Genomic DNA, 19,093 nt, shown 5'->3' on the forward strand with positions numbered 1-19,093 from the left:
AATTTCTATTACGAAATGTATTATAACATATTCATCACATTTTGTTAACCCTTTTTTAACAAAAAGAGTAATCTAATTAATATTTTTGTAATATTTACTCTTCCGGATGCTTTTCTTCAGCAATATCCCAGCCGACAGAACCTAATGGCTGAAGCTCTCCATCTTTTTTTAAATAGGTTTCCAGACGGTGATACTGAAATCCCATTGGATCATAATCATATCCAAGATATTTACAAAAAGCTTCCATAACAAGCTGTGGTTTTAAATTCTCTGCACTACCGGTAACCAGCTTCATAAAGATTCCTTCCTGTTTTAATGGAAGCCCCGGAATAAGCGGTTCAGATTCATATTCACGAATATCAAGAATCAACGGTGCAATATCTACTTCTTTTTCCGAACGCTTCGTTTTCTTTATAACCGGAATCTTCTCCTGAAGATAAAAAGGCTGGGTACGTTTTAAAAATGCATCTTTATAATAATAGCCTTCGCGAAATGTTACAAGATAATCTGCTGCCTCTGTTACTGCCATACAGTTTTTCTCTTTTTCATCAATTTCTTTAAATTCAAGGACAGAAATCCCCTCATTCATTACCGCATTGATGCGTTTCAGCATTTCCTCACTGCTATAAGACCAGTCAAAAGAAATATCCGCATATTCTCCTTCACTGGTCATCCCAAGACCAAGCGGTGCAGCAAAACTCATAATCTGATGAGGACTCATTCCTTTTGAAAAAGAAACAGGAAGCTCTGCACGCATCAATGCCTTTTGAAAATATCTTTGTACATCCAGATGTCCTATAAATTTCAGAACTCCTGTTTTAGTCCATTTTACTCTTACTTTCATAGCAGACACCTCCTCCAAATCTTGCCGCTCCACAGCCGGAACATTTCTCACGACAGTTTGGGGTCACCTTTTCTGCCATCGCGTTATTCCATTCACGTTTTAAAAATTCTTTTGTTACACCGATATCAATGAAATCCCATGGGAAGACTTCATCAAGCTCTCTCTTTCTTGTTGTATAGAAATGATAATCAAGAGCATTTTCCTCCATCGTTTCCATCCAGATATCATAATTAAAAAACTCTGTCCATGCATCATAGATACAGCCTTTTTTATAAACATCATAAATCACTTTACAAATACGGCGGTCACCACGAGCAAGAATTCCTTCTAAAACTGTAGTCTTAGCATCATGCCACTTAAAAGACAGGCTACGATGATTATGCTGAATCTTAAATTCATCATTGACGATATGTGCTTTCTGCTTATATTCATCCTCCTCACACATCGATGCCCACTGGAATGGGGTAAATGGTTTTGGAACAAAGAACGAAGCACTTGCACCAACAGAAATACGGCCATGACGATATTCCGCATCCATACTATAGTAATTCATGGCGATCTTTTCAGCAAGATGAGCGATTCCTTTAATATCTTCCTCTGTTTCTGTTGGGAGTCCCATCATGAAATAAAGTTTTACTTTACTCCATCCTCCTTTAAATGCTTCCATTGCCCCATGAAGAATCACTTCTTCTGTAAGCCCTTTATTAATGACATCACGCATTCTCTGTGTTCCGGCTTCCGGAGCAAAAGTAAGGCTGCTCTTTCGTACATCCTGCACTTTGCTCATAACATCCAAAGAAAATGCATCGATTCTAAGAGATGGCAATGCGATATTAATATTTTTTGCACGATAATTATCAATTAAATAATTACATAATTCCGGTAAATGACTGTAATCACTTGAACTTAGGGAACTCAGAGAAATCTCGTCATTTCCAGTTCCTTTAATCCCGGTTGAAGCAAGTTTTTCAAGCATTGGAAGAGAACGTTCTCTTAACGGACGATAAATCATACCCGCCTGACAAAAACGGCAGCCCCTTGTACATCCACGTTGAATCTCAAGCACACAACGATCCTGCGTTACTTTAATATAGGGAACAATCTGCTTTTCCGGATAAAAAGTATTGGATAAATCCATCTGTACCTGTTTTAAGATTGTTCTTGGGACATCCTCGTAAAGAGGTTCAAAAGAAGCAATCGTTCCGTCTTCATTATAAGTTGTCTCATAAAGAGAAGGAACATAAATACCCGGAATATGAGAAGCTTTCCGAAGAAATTCTTTACGGCTTCCTCCATTTTGCTTATGTTCTTTATATAAATCCATCAGATCATAATATACTGTTTCACTTTCCCCGATATAAAACATATCAAAAAAGTCTGCAAGTGGCTCCGGATTATAAGTACAAGGTCCTCCACCAATAACAAATGGAGCATCTTCCCTTCTATCCTTCGCATAAATACCAATCTGACTCAGATCAAGAACCTGCAAAATATTTGTATAGCACATTTCATACTGAATCGTGATTGCCAGAAAATCGAACATAAATACAGGGTCCTGACTTTCTAATGCAAAGAGCGGAATATTTTCCTCACGCATCACTTTATCAAGATCTACCCAAGGAGAAAATACACGTTCACAGTAGATATCATCCCTGCGGTTCATCTGATCATATATGATCTTCATCCCTAAATGAGACATCCCGATCTCGTACACATCCGGGAAGCACATCGCAAACCTTATTTTCCCTTCCGGGTCTTTCCTTACCATGTTTACTTCATTCCCAATATAGCGTACTGGTTTCTCTATTTTTAGCAATATTTCATCGGTTAATGCTAAATTATTCATAAAATTCCCTTTCATTGTTGTTTATTTTTCACAAAACATATATTTGCTTAAATTTTAATATTTAAGTGATTTTTAATGTGAATTCAAACAAATTTATGCATCAGTTTTTCTATAATATCAAAAAAATTCACTTTTTGCAAATTCCAGACTCTTTAAAAGTATGTGGACTAAAAAGATCAACTGGATAAACGAACAAGAATAGTTATTTTTTATTTTCTCTTTTTTCTTTTGCTCCAAAGATATCTGATCAAACTACCCTGCCTTACTTCCGAGCACATTCTCCTTCACTTCCCCGCAGGATTCCCAGTCCATGTTCTAGATTTGGAAGCAGAAACTCTAAAGATTCCTTCACTGCTTTCGGACTGCCCGGAAGGTTAATAATCAATGTTCTTTTGCGGATTCCTGATACAGCACGACTAAACATGGCACGAGGGGTAATCGTCATAGAATAATTACGAATTGCTTCAGCAATTCCATTTGCCATACGATTGCAAACGGCAATCGTTGCTTCCGGTGTTCTGTCGCGTTCAGAAAAACCTGTTCCACCCGTTGTAAAAATAACGTTCACCTGACGCTGGTCACTTAAACGCATGAGTTCTTTTTCTAAAAGGAGTTGTTCATCAGCAAGAAGAAGCGTTTCTTTTATATCATATCCTGCAGATTTTAGCATTTCTACAATAGCTGGCCCGCTTTTATCCTCCCTTTCTCCTGCTGCTCCTTTATCACTTAAAGTAATCACTGCTGCTGTATACGGTCTGTCTGCTTTAGGTAAAATACAGGTAACTTCCTGACCGACTTTAATGTGTCCTCCCTCTACTACTTCTGCAAACACGCCTTCTCTTGGCATAATGCAGTCACCCATTTTTTTATAGATTACGCAATGATTATGACATTCTTTTCCAATCTGTGTCATTTCTAAAACAACATCGCCGATAACAAAACGGGTGCCGACCGGCATCGCACTAAAATCAAAGCCCTCAACAATTAAGTTTTCGCCAAAAGATCCTGGATGGATATCTGCTCCTTTTGCCTTAAATGCATCAACTTTTTCTTGGGAAAGAAGACTGATCTGACGATGCCATTTGCCGCCATGGGCATCACCTTCTATTCCCCAGTCTGCTATAATATTTGCTTCTTCGATGAAATGTTTTTGTACCCCTCTTTTCTCACTGATACAAATCCCAGTGATTTTTCCCATAATATCTTCTCCTCTCATCCACCAATCTGCCCCATAAAATGTTTTTCCGACACGCTTTTTACATCTTCAAAACAGTGCATCTGTGGTTTGTTTTTTATGCTTTCTATTAATATTTTTTGAATACTTTCCTGCCGTTTTTCTTTATGTTCCATCCGCAATGCAGGCTTTAATGCCCACCGCTGCTCGTAGCAGAGGCATGGCTTTATATCTCCTGTCGAAGTCATTCGGATACGGTTGCATAAATTACAGAACTTTCCATGTATCGCACTGATAAAACCGATATTTCCCTTGAATCTTTCGATGGAATAATAAACAGCCGGTCCATTTCCATATATCCGAAAATCTTCTGTTAAATTGCCGTAATACCTCATGATTTTCTCTTTTAGCTCTTCGTTAGAAATACTTTGTGGTATATTTCCATAACCAATCGGCATCATTTCAATAAAACGTACACTTAATGGCAGATTTTTCGCAAGCTGGGTAAGTGGCAGCCACTCTTCCTCATTCATTCCTTTTTGTAAAACAGCGTTGATTTTTACCGGAATACCAGACTCTACCGCCTTTGTAATGGATGCAAGAACAACTGATAATTTATCAAATCCTGTAACCTGTTTATATTTTTCTTTGTCTAATGTATCTAAGCTGATATTTACTGCATCAAGACCTGCCTGCATCAAACTTTCTAATTGTTCTCCCAGCAACAGACCATTTGTTGTTAATGTGACAACTTCTGTCCCCGGAATCTCTTTTATCATACGAATTAATTTAGAACATTCTCTTCTTACAAGCGGTTCCCCTCCCGTAATTTTAAAACGGGTAATCCCTAGCTTTACTGCCTCCTGACAGACTGCCGTAATCTCTTCATACGTAAGAATATCCTTCATTGGAATCCAGTCAGCCCCGTCCGGCATGCAGTAGCAGCAGCGAAGATTACAACGGTCAGTAATAGAAATCCGCATATAATTTATCTCTCTGCCGTAACTATCTCTTATCCCTGTTTTTATCATTATAAAAATACCTTTTTATCTATTTTTATCTTGCTTTGGCATATTTTTAAACTCAAGAAATGCCATGATAATAGTGACAACTGCTGATAAAAAGTCGGCAATCGGTCCACAATAAATACAGCCTTCAATTCCCATAAATCGTGGCAGAATCAAAAGCAATGGTATGAAGAAAATAATCTGTCTTGTAAGAGACAGGAAAATACCCTTTGCCGGCTTTCCGATGGATGTAAAGAACGTGGATGTAATTGGCTGCAAGGCATCTAACCAGATAAAGAATAAGAAGATACGGAAGAAGCGTACTCCAAATGTAAAATATTCTGGCTCTCCTGTTCCAAAAAGTCCAAGAATCTGTCTCGGGAAAATCTGAAACAGTACAAAAGAAAAAATAGAAATTATTACTCCTGTTAATGCTGCAAGTCTATATGCTTTACGTACACGATCATACTTTTTAGCGCCGTAATTAAAACTCTCCACCGGCTGACTTCCCTGAGAAAGTCCGATTACAATAGAGAAAAATATCTGATTTACTTTAATTACGATTCCCGCACATGCCAGAGGAATCGCTTCTCCATAAATGGAAGATGCCCCATAAAAAGTCAATGAATTATTCATTACGATCTGCACGAGCATCATAGCAATCTGATTAAAAAAAGAAGCCATACCTATCTGTGCAGTTCTTCCAATATATTTTATCTGTGGATAAAAATGCTCTTTTTTTAACGGAATCGTTTTAAAATGAAGCAGATAATGAATAACAATAATCGCAGAAATAATCTGTCCGATAATCGTCGCCCAGGCTGCTCCAGCCATTCCCCATCGAAAGACCATAACAAATACCGCATCTAATATTGTATTAACAATCGCACCGACCAGATTACAAATCATCGCCATCTGTGGACTTCCATCCGCACGAATCAGATGACATCCTCCGGCTGTTAAAATCATAAATGGAAAACCGATTGCCGTAATACGTACATACGTCTGTGCATAGGGAAGTACGTCACCCGGAGCACCAAATCCTTTTAAAAGCGGCGTTAAAAATATCTCTGCAATTCCAAACAAGATTACACCGCTGCCGATCAGACATACAATAGCATTTCCAACAAAATATACTGCTCTTTCACTGCTTCCCCTTCCCATATTTAAATTAAAACAGGACGCACCACCGATACCAAACATTAAGGCAAGCGCAATGCAAGATGTTGTTAACGGAAACGCAACGTTCGTCGCCGCATTGCCAAGCGTACCGACTGCCTGTCCGATAAATAACTGATCAACAATATTATATAAAGCACTGACAATCATCGCAATAATACTTGGAACAGCAAACTTAACCATTAAAGAAGCGACAGAAGCCTCCCCCAATGGGTTTCCCGCCTGTATATTCTCTTTTTGTTCTTCACTCATATTTCCTCTCCTCTTTTCGTACTGCATAAAATGCGGCTGTCTTATCTAAACAGACAGCCACTTTTATTATAGCATCAATTTTACAAAATAAACAAACAAATATTTAGATTCTCAGAAATTATTTCTTTTAATCTCTCACAGCGATTCCTCCACTGAAAAATTCATATTTTTGATATAACTTTCCATAAACTTTTTATTTTCTGCCAAAGATACATGTATACAATTATTTGCAATATTTTTAGCCCGGACACGATAAGATTGATCCAACAAAAAGGACTGTACCCCCTGACCTGCTCCATTTCCTATTGAAATGATCTTCTCCCTGGATACCGGTGGCAAAAGTCCAATCGATAACGCATTATCTATATCAATATAATTGCCAAATGCTCCTGCTAATACAAGATAATCTATACTTTCCAGTGTGAGACCTGCCTCTTCTAATAAAGCCAGACAACCGGAACAAATCGAGCTTTTTGCCATCTGAATCTGACGGATATCTTTTTGAGAAATATAAACTGGATGCTCTCCTTCTGTAAAATAAAATGCCATATTATATTCTTCTGCTTCATGCAAATATCTTATCCATGGACTATATGGATTCATTCTTCTGCATTCATCCGGGTCAAGCAAGGTTCCCGTTTCATCAATTAAACCAGCTTTTCTAAGTTCTGCTACGGCATCAATAATTGCTGAACCACATAATCCCTGTGGCGTTCCTTCTCCGATCACTTTGTAAGTAAGCTGATTATTTTTGAAGGAAACTTTCTCGATTGCCCCATTTGTTCCACGCATGCCACAGGCAATATTTCCACCTTCTAACGCCGGACCACAAGCCGTAGATGCTGCCAGAAACTTTGGAAATGTCCCTACCGCAAGTTCCCCATTCGTGCCAAGATCAACCATTAAATATATTTTATCCTTCTTCGTTAACGTAAGAAGTACGGATGTTGTATCTGCACCAACAAATCCACCCAATAACGGTAAAAACTCTACTACTGCATTTGGATTACAGCATAATCCCGTCTCTCTTCCTGTTACAACTACTTCTTCTTTTATAATATTGGCAAAAGGATTCACTCCAAGGAAATATGGATTCATCCCATAAAACAAGTGCTGCATCGTACTGTTTCCACAAAGAACGACATGATAAATATTCTCTTTCAAATCTTGATACTCACTTCTTGCCTCTTCAAGCAGTTCATTCAATGTATCTATGACACAATCCCTTAATCTTTGCAGCATTTCGGGATTATCTCTTACACAGGAATTCCGCGTAATCACATCCGCTCCATAAGCTGTCTGTTTATTTAAAGCAGACTTTGTCGCAATTAATTCTCCTGTATTCAGATTATAAATATATACTGCAGCCGTTGTCGTTCCGATATCTGCCGCCACACCATAACAATACGGAGTAGTATCTCCTTCTTCCACTGCAGTAATCTCATCATTAAAATACACAAAGGTACAGCCAGTAAAATCAAGCGAAACATTCATCATCGAAAACTTTTGCATAACAGAAAGAGGTACTTTTTCAGTCTGCGAGAAAAACGTATTCTTTTCTCGCATCTTTTCGATAATTTCATCTTTGGTCACATATTTTTTAGAAACAGAAGGATGCAATTCTATATTTAAAGGAGCTGCCTTTGTTAATACGACTGTCTCCTGCCTATAATCTGACTCCTTTAAGCAAATCTCCATATCCTCTGTAATCTCTGTCTGGCAGGCAAGAACTTCTTTAAAGTTCTCATCCGTTTTCCCTTTGATACGCACCCTGCATTTTCCACATGTGCCGTTCCCCCCACAGACAAGATTTAGTGGAAAACCTGCTAATTCACAAGCAGCAAATAATTTCCCTCCATCCACAGCAATCTTTTTGTTCTGATTTATAAAATAAATTTGATAACTCATTTATACAATGCCTTTCGTTATATTTTTATATAAGAAACTCTTTACTCATAATCCTGTCCATCGAAGCTTTCATCTCCTGACTGGCGGTTAATGAACTTTGGATGATACTTGGAATAGACGATAATCTGCTCTTTATAAAGTCCATGATATCCGGAAAGCATATAGCTTATGGATATTGCAATTAAAATATAAGGAACTCCTTCAAAACCAAATAGCTCAAATCCTATGAGCATAGAAGCGATTGGACAGTTTGTTACGCCACAGAACAGGGCAAGCATTCCTGTTGCCGCACAAAGAGACGGAGAAATCCCAAAAACATGTCCAAACAGGCATCCAAATGTCGCTCCTGTAAAAAAGGCTGGTACGATCTCGCCGCCTTTATATCCTGCTGCAAGGGTCAGGGCAGTTAATAACATTTTTAAAAGAAAAGCATAGGCGGGAACACTTCCTTCAATCGCTTTGGCAATCATTTCTGTTCCTGCTCCATTATAATCATATGTACCTATCAATAATGTCATTCCAATGACAAGGAATCCACCTGCCATAGCTCTTATATATGCATTTTTAAAAAACTTACTGTAAAATAATCCTGCTCCTTTTAAAAACAGGCAAAATACAACACTTAATCCTGCACAAAAAATGCCCAGTAATACAATTTTAGCGCTGTTTAAAAAAGTAAGTTCTGGTATGCCATGAATCATGAATGCTTCTGGGTTGATTCCCATATTTACTGCAAAACGATTGGCCACGATTGAGGAAAAAACACATGGAACTAATGCTGCATAATGCATAATCCCAACACTGATCATTTCCATAGGAAAAATCGCTGCCGCAAGAGGTGTTCCAAATACAACAGAAAAGGCTGCACTCATTCCACTCATCACCAAAAGCTTTCTGTCTCCCTCTTCAAATTTAAAAAGTCTGCCAATCGTGTTACCGATACTTGCTCCCATCTGAAGGGCTGCCCCTTCACGCCCGGCAGACCCACCAAATAAATGTGTGATAATCGTAGCCGCAAAAATAAGGGGAGCCATGTAGGCTGGTACATCCTGGTCTTTCCCATGTACCGCTGTCATAATAATATTCGTTCCCTTATCCTGTCTCACTCCACAAAGGTGATACAACAATACGATTACAATTCCGCCAGCGGGTAAAAAATATAATAAAAATGGATATTCTCCCCGAAGCATGGTTACTTTTTTCAGACAAAAAGAAAATGCACTGCTAAATGCCCCAACACCAACTCCCGTCAGACCTGCCATAAACAACCATAATGCACAGGTCTTTAAATTATAATAAATCTTTCTTAAATACCTCTCACCTATTTCTCGCATATTTTATTCCTTCCTCTTTCTTTTAAGAAAGTGTACTCTATTTGAATTTATATTGTCAAGTTCTGGCGAAAAAAGAATTGACATCCTTTTTATTTCGTGATAAATTAAATCCTGTAAATGCGATGAAGAGGAATAGTAGAATGATGAAAGCATCCAGAGAGCTGCTGGTTGGTGCGAAGCAGTAGTAGACATGATTTGAACTCGCCTCTGAGCAGCCTGTTGAACCGCATGATTGCAGTAGGCAGCGCCGGAAACCTGACCGTTATAACAGGAGGATATAAGACTTTTGAGTCCGTATCTATAATGAGTGCATACCTTACTTTTTAAGTATCGTGTGAATAAGAGTGGTACCGCGGAATTATTTTCTCCGTCTCTTTTCAGCATCTGCCTTTTGGTATTTGCCATTAAAGAGACGGAGTTTTTTATTCTACAGGATATATTTTCCTGTAATATGTTGTTTTTAACTTAAGGAGGATTTTCTATTATGAAGTATGCAGATAAGTATAAACCAATGTATTTTCCAGCTCCAGCCGGATATAATAAATGGATGGAGAAAGACCATATCGAACAGCCACCTGTCTGGTGTTCTGTTGACTTACGTGATGGTAATCAGGCTCTGATCATCCCTATGAGTTTAGAAGAAAAAATCGAATTCTTTAAATTGTTAGTTGATGTTGGTTTTAAAGAAATCGAGGTTGGTTTCCCAGCTGCTTCTGAGACAGAATATGAATTCTGCCGTACATTGATCGAACGAAATCTGATTCCGGATGATGTAACGATTCAGGTTCTGACTCAGGCAAGAGAACATATCATTAAAAAGACATTTGAAGCCATTGAGGGTGCTAAAAACGTAATCGTTCATCTGTACAACTCTACTTCTGTTGCACAGCGTGAGCAGGTATTTAAAAAAGATAAAGAACATATTATTCAGATTGCTGTAGAAGGTGCTGAATTATTACAGAAACTGATGGAAGAAAATGGAGGAAAATATCGTTTTGAATACTCTCCTGAAAGTTTTACAGGAACAGAGATGGATTTTGCATTAGAAATCTGTAATGCTGTATTAGATGTATGGAAACCAAAGAAAGAGTTACCTGCTATCATCAATCTTCCTGCTACTGTTTCCCACTCTCTGCCTCATGTTTACGCAAGCCAGATTGAATTTATGAGCGAGAACTTAAAATACAGAGATAATGTTGTATTATCTGTTCATCCTCATAACGATCGTGGAACAGGTGTTGCCGATACAGAATTAGCTGTTCTTGCAGGAGCTGATCGTGTGGAAGGAACATTATTTGGTAATGGAGAACGTACAGGTAATGTAGATATCATTACATTAGCTTTAAATATGTATGCGCATGGTGTAGAGCCAAACTTAGACTTTACAGACTTGCCACATATCGTAAAAGTATATGAAAAAGTAACAAGAATGCATGTATATGAAAGACAGCCATATGCAGGAAAGCTTGTATTTGCTGCCTTCTCCGGTTCTCATCAGGATGCTATCGCAAAAGGTATGCTGTGGCGTGAAACACATGACTGCGATAAATGGACTGTACCATATCTGCCAATTGATCCAAAAGATCTTGGAAGAGAATACGAAGCAGATGTTATCCGTATCAATAGCCAGTCTGGAAAAGGCGGTATCGGATTCCTTCTGGAAAAAACATATGGTATTCGTATTCCAACTAAAATGCGTGAAGAAGTTGGTTATTCTGTAAAAGATGTTTCCGACCACACACATAAAGAATTACAGCCAAAAGAAGTATTAAAAGTATTCAACGAAAAATATGTTAATATTTGTGATCCAATCGAATTACTCGAAGTACACTTCAAACAGGAGCATGGTGGAATTTCAACAGAAATTATCCTGAACAAATATGGTGTACATAAAGTATATCATGGAAAAGGAAATGGTCGTCTTGATGCTGTAAGTAACGCATTAAAACGCCACTCTAACTTAGACTACACGATCTCCACTTACGAAGAACACGCCCTGAAAATGGGATCAAACTCCCAGGCATGTGCGTACGTTGCCATCTACGGAAACGATGGAAATACATACTGGGGCGTAGGAATTGATGACGATATTATCAATGCATCCGTAAAGGCGTTAATCAGCGCTGTAAACCGCTACGAAAAATGTGAAGATGGAAAAGAAAACTAAATCCTGACTTGCCAAAAGAGACGAAGCAATCACTTTTGCTTCGTCTCTTTTACTCATATAATGTTTATCTTCTTATTACGCTGATACATGTTCCCATACAATCCATTTCATCCATACGATGTAAAATAATATCTTTTCCCCTTCCATTCAGACATTCTAAGCAATAATCGTTTCCTTTCATCTTAAAGTATCGAAAATACGCTTTCAATCCATCTGTAAAGACAGCTCTCTCCCCTAGTTCTGGAAAGCGATTTTCAAGTAATATCCTATCCCCCTTACAATATGCCGGTGCAAAATTATTACTTGTGATTTCTATTGCCAGATATACTTTTTTAATCATCGTATATTCATTCTCCACATTACAGCTATTATAATAAATACCATCTGACACCTTACCAACAGGAACAAGACATGGTATTCTATGTTTCATTTTATGTATATTCATTCGTTCATTCTGTGCTGCTTTACTTTCAAAACGCGCCACAATACGAATAACTGCCCGGCCATGATTTCCACATTCTCTATAATTTTTAATTAGTTCCTCCTCTTCCTGTTCACATTCTAAATATTTATTTTCACCTAATAAATATTCAACTGTAACACCCAGTGCCTGTGCAAGCTGAAAGGCAGTAGACACCTTTGGGTCCTTTACTTTTTGATAATAGATGTTACGTAATGTTTCAAAAGGAACACCGGAGGTATCTGCTAATTTCTGCAAAGATATATCTTGTTCTATCATTAAGTCACGAATCTTCTTACTAAACATACTATCTCCTACGGGTCATTACTGACATGAATTTTTTTAAACATTTATGAATATTATGTTATTCCTAATATTTTATTATGTCAATATCCATATTAAAATGTAACATAAATAATTCAGAGAGGAGATTTATTATATGTCTGACGTTTCTATTACTTATGCAGGAATTTTTCATGTTAAAGATGACCTTTGGCGATTTATTAACACAATGGAAGATCATCAAAAGGTACTTGTTTTTACAATTAATGGTGAAAACAACATTAAAAGTATTTTTCGTATTGAAACTTCCGGAATTCAAAAACTTCTAATGCAGATTGGAATTCCTGCCAACCTGCTAGGTTTTTCTTACATAGTGACCGCATTAGAATTGATTGCTCTTAACCCCGAATATTTAAACAATATTACAAAAGGATTATATGCTGATGTTTCCGAAAAGTGTTCAAGTACACCCGTTCGTGTAGAACGTAATATCCGGCATGCAATTGAAATTGGATTTTTAAAAGGGAATTTAGAGATGATTAAAAAGATCTTTACCTCTTCTAACTACTCAGATAAAGGAGCACCGACTAATTCTAACTTTTTAGCCGCGATCTATTATTATATGGTGAATAATGAATTATAGATGTAGTCAAAAAAACAAAACCCGGAAGTATATTATGTGAAACTTTTTATCACTTACAACATTTACAATTAATCTCTGTTGTTTCCAGTGATATTCCCATAATATACTTCCGGGTTTTTATTTATTATTTTATCTCAGTCGAGAAGACTCCCACCTCTTTCAGGTGGTGAGTGACAGCTCGGCTTGAATTACTACTGAACGGAATTATGTTTGACAGAAGCAGTAAGCGTTCCTCCCTGTTCGTCAATGATAATCGTATCTTGTGGATACACTTCTCCTGAAAGAATCATCCTTGCCGCAAGCGTATCAACATGTTTTGTAAGGTATCTCTTTAATGGACGGGCACCATATGCCGGTTCATATCCATGATCAATTACATAATTCTTTGCAGCATCTGTCAAGCGGATTACCAGTTCTTTATCCTCAAGACGTTTATTAACATCAGCAAGAAGTAATTCAATAATTCCGCCAATATTACTCTTCGTAAGAGGTTTAAACATAATAATCTCATCCAGACGGTTCAGGAATTCCGGACGGAAATGTGCACGAAGGTCATTCATAACCATGTTTTCTGCATCGGTCTTAATATTGCCTTCCTCATCAATTCCCTCGAGCAGATACTGGGAACCGATATTGGAGGTCATAATTAATATCGTGTTCTTAAAGTCTACCGTTCTGCCCTGGGAATCGGTGATGTGTCCGTCATCAAGTACCTGTAACAGCACATTAAATACATCAGGATGTGCCTTTTCTATCTCATCAAAAAGAACAACCGAGTATGGTTTTCTTCTGACGGCTTCGGTAAGCTGACCGCCCTCTTCATATCCTACGTATCCTGGAGGCGCTCCAATCAGACGAGATACGGAATATTTCTCCATATACTCACTCATATCAATACGAACCATGTTCTGTTCATTGTCAAACAGGCTTGCAGCAAGTGCCTTTGCAAGTTCCGTCTTACCTACACCAGTAGGTCCAAGGAACATAAAGGAACCGATTGGCTTATTTGGATCTTTAATTCCTGCTTTAGAACGAATGATCGCTTCGGTAACCTTTTCCACACCCTCATCCTGACCGACTACTCTCTTATGAAGTTCTTTATCAAGATTTAATGTTTTATTTCTTTCACTTTCCGTAAGTTTTGCTACTGGAATACCTGTCCAGCGGCTGATGATCGTTGCTATTTCATCATCCGTAACAGATTCATGTACCATAGAAGACTCTCTCTTCTTTGCACTTTCTTCTGCTTCTTCTAATTGTTTTTGAAGTTCCGGAAGTTTACCATATTGAAGTTCTGCTGCTTTATTTAAATCATAGTTACGCTGTGCGATCTGAATCTCATTATTTAAACTCTCAATTTCTTCTTTTAACTTTGAAACACGCTCCACTGCGGATTTCTCCTGATCCCAGGATGCCTTTCTTGACTTAAAGTCCTCACGCAGCTCTGCTAATTCTTTCTGAAGATTCTCCAGACGTTCTACACTAAGCCGATCCGTTTCTTTCTTCAAAGCTGCTTCCTCAATCTCTAACTGCATAATCTTTCTCTGTACTTCATCAAGATCTGCTGGAAGCGAATCCAGTTCGGTCTTAATCATCGCACAAGCTTCATCCACAAGGTCAATTGCCTTATCTGGAAGGAAACGATCTGTAATATAACGGTTGGATAACACAGCAGCACTAACTAACGCACTGTCTGCAATCTTTACACCATGATATACTTCATAACGGTCTTTTAAACCTCTTAAGATAGAAATCGTATCTTCCACAGTTGGTTCATCAACCATAACCGGCTGGAAACGACGCTCTAATGCGGCATCTTTTTCAATATACTGACGGTACTCATTCAGTGTTGTAGCACCGATACAGTGAAGTTCACCTCTGGCAAGCATAGGCTTTAATAAGTTACCTGCATCCATCGCACCGTCTGTCTTACCGGCACCAACAATTGTATGCAGCTCATCAATAAACAACAGAATCTGTCCATCACTCGCTTTGATTTCTTCAAGAACCGCTTTTAAACGTTCCTCAAATTCACCACGATACTTTGCTCCGGCAACTAATGAACCCATATCAAGGGCAAATAACTTCTTATCCTTTAAAGAATCTGGCACATCACCTTTCACGATTCGCTGTGCAAGGCCTTCAACAACGGCTGTTTTACCAACACCAGGTTCACCAATCAATACCGGATTATTCTTTGTCTTTCTTGAAAGGATACGAACCACGTTACGAATCTCGCTGTCACGACCAATCACCGGATCAAGCTTCTGTTGTTTTGCTCGTTCTACAAGATCATAACCATATTTTTCAAGTGTCTCATAAGTGGCTTCTGGGTTATCACTGACAACCTTCTGGTTACCTCTTACCGTAGATAATGCCTGAAGAAAGCGCTCTCTTGTAATTCCATATGCCTGAAACAGTTTCTTAATCTCTGTATTCGGATACTTCATTAAAGAAAGGAAAAGATGTTCTACAGAAACATACTCATCTCCCATTGCCTTCGCTTCATCCTCCGCACTCACAAGTACCTGATTCAAAGACTTACTAATATAAGTCTGTCCACCGGAAACTTTTGGCTTCTTCTCAACTGCCTGCTGTACCTGTGACAGAAATGCTTCTTTATTCACTTCCATCTTCTCAATCAGCTTTAAAATCAGACTATCCTCAATGGTAAGTAAGCTGTATAAAAAATGCTCCTGATCAATCTCCGGACTGCCATACTGATAAGCCAGTTTCTCACAACTGTTCACAGCCTCTAATGACTTTTGCGTAAATTTATTTATATTCATATAAGTTCCTCCTAACCCGAAGATGCTTATTTGTTCTACACTTCGTATAACATATATATAGCACCTTCTATTAGCCACGTCAAGGGTCGAGTGCTAATTATTTGTGAAAATTTTGTGAACACTACAAGCCATGCATATTTCCATGAAAAAAACTCCTTCAAGCTTGCATGAAAAGGAGGTTTCTTTCATGGAAATATATAGGGCGACAGCCCTACAGCGAGGGAATTCTTTCCCGAGCTGTGCATGGCGTAATATTCTCTTTCGCACTCAGTTTTCTTGATTTTACCACATTTTTACAACAAATCTTTGTTCTTGAAATGATGGTTGCTCATTACCGTAAAATTCTTGTTTCGTTCTACACGAAAGACCTGTGCCATTCTATCTCACTTCCTTTCCAGACAGAAAAAGACGCAAGCCACATTTCTATGACTCACGCCTTTCTCTGCACTTCATTATTAAATTGAAAATTTCTATTCTTCTTTCCTTTGTTCTAACAATTCTCTCGCATTTGCAATAGCAAGGGATAGCTTCTGTTCTAAAAGTTCTTTTGGAGGCATTTTGGTCATATACTGTCCCACATGAATATTTCCATGATCCAATTGCATTAATTCTATAGTTTCCTGTGATTTTTCTGCACATAATATAAGTGCAACCGGACTTTCTTCACCTTCCACTCTTTCATTCTTTTCCAGCCATCGCAAATACAGCTCGACTTGTCCTTTATCCTGCGGTTCAAATTCCCCAAGCTTTAGTTCGACAAGAACCAACCTTCTCAAGCCTCTATGATAGAATAATAAATCCATATAGTAGTCCTTGCCATCCAGTACAAAATGTTTCTGTCTTGCTAAAAATGCAAAATCCGATTCCATTTCCAGAATAAATTTTTCTAATTCTGCAAGAATAGCATTTTCTAAATCTTTTTCACTATAAGTATCACGTAAACCGAGAAAATCAAGCATATATGGATCTCTGTAAAAAAGATCCAGACTCATTTTTCCATCATCTCGTAATTCCGCAATTTCATTTTTAATCGTTTCTTCTGGTTTCTTCGATATTGCAGTTCGTTCATAAAGCATGGATTTTTTTCTTTCACGCAGTGTTCGCATTGACCAGCTTTCCTGCATACACATTGCAGCATAAAAATCTCTTTTTAACTCATCTTGTATTGGCAGAATCTCTACAAAATGCGACCAGGTCAATTGTTGCGACAATGTCGCAACTTTTTCGAAGTCAGGAAATTCCTGATAAAACTTAATCATTCTTGAAATTGATGTTTTATCAAATCCCGAACCATACTCCTGTTCCAGCCGTTTACTGACTTCTGCAACAACCTTTTTTCCATACTCAGGCTTATTATTTCCAGTTAACTCCACACTAAGTCTTTTTCCAATTCCCCAATTAAGAGAAATAATAGCATCATTCACAACTTTTTTTACATTAGTTTTCTTTTCCCTGATTAACGCATTTATTTCATCATAAATATTATCAATATTATCTGCTATTAATATCTCTTTTTTCATTATCGATTCCCTTCTATAACTTGAAATGCCAAATTGGCATTTCAAAACTGTCCCAACTGCTTACTGTTATATTACCCTATTTTTCTCATTATGCCTACTGCTATTTCATGTTCACATATAATAATGAGACCGCAATCACCTTTGCATTTTCCAAAACCACTTCATCCAGTTTATCCTCAAATTCCTTATCTTCATTGTACCAGAAAAATGATACGACGCTGATAAAACTCAGGCAGAGGTGCAGCAAACCTGCGATTTAAATCTTGTATTATTTTATCTGTATCCATGCTGTCCTCCTACCTTATAATTTTCCAATTTGCTTTTCGTTTTGTTCCGCCCTGTACCAATCTACCTTTTTCCTGTAAAGAAGCGAACATTCGAGAAATCGTTCTTTTCGATATACCCATTTTTTCTGCATAATAGGCCTGTGTTGCAGACGGATTCTTCTCTATAATCTGCAACAATTTTTCTATCTGCGTCTGTTCCTTATTAAGCGGCACTTCAGTGCCATTAGTGCCATCATCGGCGCCACATTTAACGCCATTAGCGTCATTTTTAGTGCCATTGGCGTTAATTATGGCGTTATTGGTATCAACCTGACCTCGATAAATATTGATACGTAAATCCACTTCGCCACCAATAAACTCCGGCTCTCGCAATCCGACAGCTTTTACTTTATCAATAATTCTCGGAATGCCGCTTCCCCAATGCTCAATCAGGTTCATATAGGCAAACGCATGGGCAAGGGCTTCATTTCTAATTTTGGAATAACCTTCTTTCATACGCTCCATCGTTTGTCCCATTGGCAGCTTTCCGGGAGAAGTGATTTCCAAACGGTTGTCATATACCGCAACCTGTATTGTACCATGATCCAGATAACTACGATGCACCATGGCATTGATGATCAACTCACGAATGGCATCCGGTGGAATCTCGTGACATCCTCCCCAACCTGTAGAGGTGGGAGCTTCCCATCCTCGGCAAGTTTGGTTCTCGTTCGATAGCACTACCGTGCTAAGCATATGCGAGCTATCCCCGTGTGTCCCACGGTTTGTATTAGGTTATTATGTTGCGGTCATGCATTTACCAGCCGCATTCCTCCATTTCTGATATTTATCGCCGCATTTACATCTCTGTCGTGATGGTTCCCGCACTGCGGACAATCCCACTCTCTTAACGCAAGATTTTTCGTTTTAACATTCTTGTAACCACAAACAGAACAGGTCTGGCTGCTTACAAAAAATCTACCCACCTTCATAAGCTTCTTACCCTGCTCCTCCAGTTTGTATTTCAAAAATATTGTGAACATTCCCCAGCCGTTATCCGAAACAGATTTCCCCAAATTTAGCGACCGCGACATCGCTTTCATATCTAAATCTTCTATACATACGCCATCATAAGCATTGGTTATCTGCCTTGACCGCTTATGCAGAAAGTCTTTTCGTTGATTGGAAACCTTTTCGTGAAGTTTTGCCACCTTAAGCCTCTGCTTATTGCGATTGTTTGAACCTTTCTGCATTTTGGAAAGCTTACGTTGTTCTCTCGCTAATTTTTCTCCGCATTCCTGTAATACCTTGGATAGGCAGGCTCCTTACCGTTGCTGTCACGATATAATTCATGCATGGAAAAATCTAAGCCTAAAAACTTTTGCAGTTCCTTTTCCTGTACTTGGTCTTCATACTCAAAAA

Annotated in this window: 12 protein-coding genes, 2 pseudogenes and 1 other annotated feature; of the genes and pseudogenes, 2 read left to right on the forward strand and 12 right to left on the reverse strand. The window is 38.3% G+C overall.

Going from position 1 to position 19,093, the window contains the following annotated elements; genetic code table 11:
* Positions 1-94 precede the first annotated feature (94 nt).
* The 7 genes from FYJ25_RS05820 to FYJ25_RS05850 form a co-directional block, all read right to left on the reverse strand.
* On the reverse strand, positions 95-844 hold the full coding sequence (locus tag FYJ25_RS05820; protein ID WP_021907469.1) for a TIGR03936 family radical SAM-associated protein: 750 nt from the start codon (positions 842-844) through the stop codon (positions 95-97).
* The gene (locus tag FYJ25_RS05825) at positions 819-2,690 is read right to left on the reverse strand and encodes a TIGR03960 family B12-binding radical SAM protein (protein WP_154580772.1); all 1,872 of its coding nucleotides are present in this window, start codon (positions 2,688-2,690) and stop codon (positions 819-821) included. The genes FYJ25_RS05820 and FYJ25_RS05825 overlap by 26 nt, the downstream gene beginning before the upstream one ends.
* 262 nt (positions 2,691-2,952) lie before the next feature.
* Positions 2,953-3,888 (reverse strand): MOSC domain-containing protein, encoded by a 936-nt coding sequence (locus FYJ25_RS05830; protein ID WP_096241599.1) that lies wholly within the window; start codon positions 3,886-3,888, stop codon positions 2,953-2,955.
* A 14-nt stretch (positions 3,889-3,902) separates the two neighbouring features.
* On the reverse strand, positions 3,903-4,895 hold the full coding sequence (gene moaA, locus FYJ25_RS05835; RefSeq protein WP_154580773.1) for a GTP 3',8-cyclase MoaA: 993 nt from the start codon (positions 4,893-4,895) through the stop codon (positions 3,903-3,905).
* 15 nt (positions 4,896-4,910) lie between these two features.
* Positions 4,911-6,302, reverse strand: a complete 1,392-nt coding sequence (locus tag FYJ25_RS05840; protein ID WP_096240324.1) for an MATE family efflux transporter — start codon at positions 6,300-6,302, stop codon at positions 4,911-4,913.
* A gap of 135 nt (positions 6,303-6,437) precedes the next feature.
* Positions 6,438-8,210, reverse strand: coding sequence for an ASKHA domain-containing protein (locus tag FYJ25_RS05845; protein ID WP_154580774.1), 1,773 nt, complete (start codon positions 8,208-8,210; stop codon positions 6,438-6,440).
* A gap of 41 nt (positions 8,211-8,251) precedes the next feature.
* Entirely contained in the window at positions 8,252-9,544 is a 1,293-nt protein-coding gene (locus FYJ25_RS05850) for a chloride channel protein (RefSeq protein ID WP_154580775.1), read from the reverse strand.
* A 113-nt stretch (positions 9,545-9,657) separates the two neighbouring features.
* Positions 9,658-9,922: a binding site (T-box leader), on the forward strand.
* A gap of 106 nt (positions 9,923-10,028) precedes the next feature.
* Here FYJ25_RS05850 and FYJ25_RS05855 point away from each other — a divergent pair.
* Positions 10,029-11,711 (forward strand): 2-isopropylmalate synthase, encoded by a 1,683-nt coding sequence (locus FYJ25_RS05855; RefSeq protein ID WP_147608743.1) that lies wholly within the window; start codon positions 10,029-10,031, stop codon positions 11,709-11,711.
* Positions 11,712-11,775: 64 nt separating this feature from the next.
* On the opposite strand, the gene FYJ25_RS05860 is transcribed toward FYJ25_RS05855, so the two are convergent.
* The gene (locus FYJ25_RS05860; protein WP_147608742.1) at positions 11,776-12,477 is read right to left on the reverse strand and encodes a helix-turn-helix domain-containing protein; all 702 of its coding nucleotides are present in this window, start codon (positions 12,475-12,477) and stop codon (positions 11,776-11,778) included.
* 133 nt (positions 12,478-12,610) lie between these two features.
* Here FYJ25_RS05860 and FYJ25_RS05865 point away from each other — a divergent pair, with 133 nt between their 5' ends.
* Entirely contained in the window at positions 12,611-13,096 is a 486-nt protein-coding gene (locus FYJ25_RS05865) for a sporulation initiation factor Spo0A C-terminal domain-containing protein (protein ID WP_021907457.1), read from the forward strand.
* 191 nt (positions 13,097-13,287) lie between these two features.
* Here the strand turns inward: FYJ25_RS05865 and clpB are convergent, their stop codons facing one another.
* The 4 genes and pseudogenes from clpB to FYJ25_RS05890 form a co-directional block, all read right to left on the reverse strand.
* Positions 13,288-15,885: an ATP-dependent chaperone ClpB gene (gene clpB, locus FYJ25_RS05870; protein WP_096240334.1), complete on the reverse strand. Its 2,598-nt coding sequence runs from the start codon at positions 15,883-15,885 to the stop codon at positions 13,288-13,290.
* A 470-nt stretch (positions 15,886-16,355) separates the two neighbouring features.
* Positions 16,356-17,405 carry a PDDEXK nuclease domain-containing protein gene (locus tag FYJ25_RS05880; RefSeq protein ID WP_096240336.1) on the reverse strand — a complete coding sequence of 350 codons (1,050 nt, stop codon included), beginning with the start codon at positions 17,403-17,405 and terminating at the stop codon, positions 16,356-16,358.
* A 296-nt stretch (positions 17,406-17,701) separates the two neighbouring features.
* A pseudogene (locus tag FYJ25_RS05885) lies at positions 17,702-18,343 on the reverse strand (ATP-binding protein); the annotation flags it as partial.
* Positions 18,344-18,480: 137 nt separating this feature from the next.
* A pseudogene (locus FYJ25_RS05890) lies at positions 18,481-18,966 on the reverse strand (RNA-guided endonuclease TnpB family protein); the annotation flags it as partial.
* Positions 18,967-19,093: the final 127 nt, after the last annotated feature.

Source organism: Anaerobutyricum soehngenii (genome assembly GCF_009697165.1).
Classification (GTDB): Bacteria; Bacillota; Clostridia; order Lachnospirales; family Lachnospiraceae; genus Anaerobutyricum; species Anaerobutyricum soehngenii.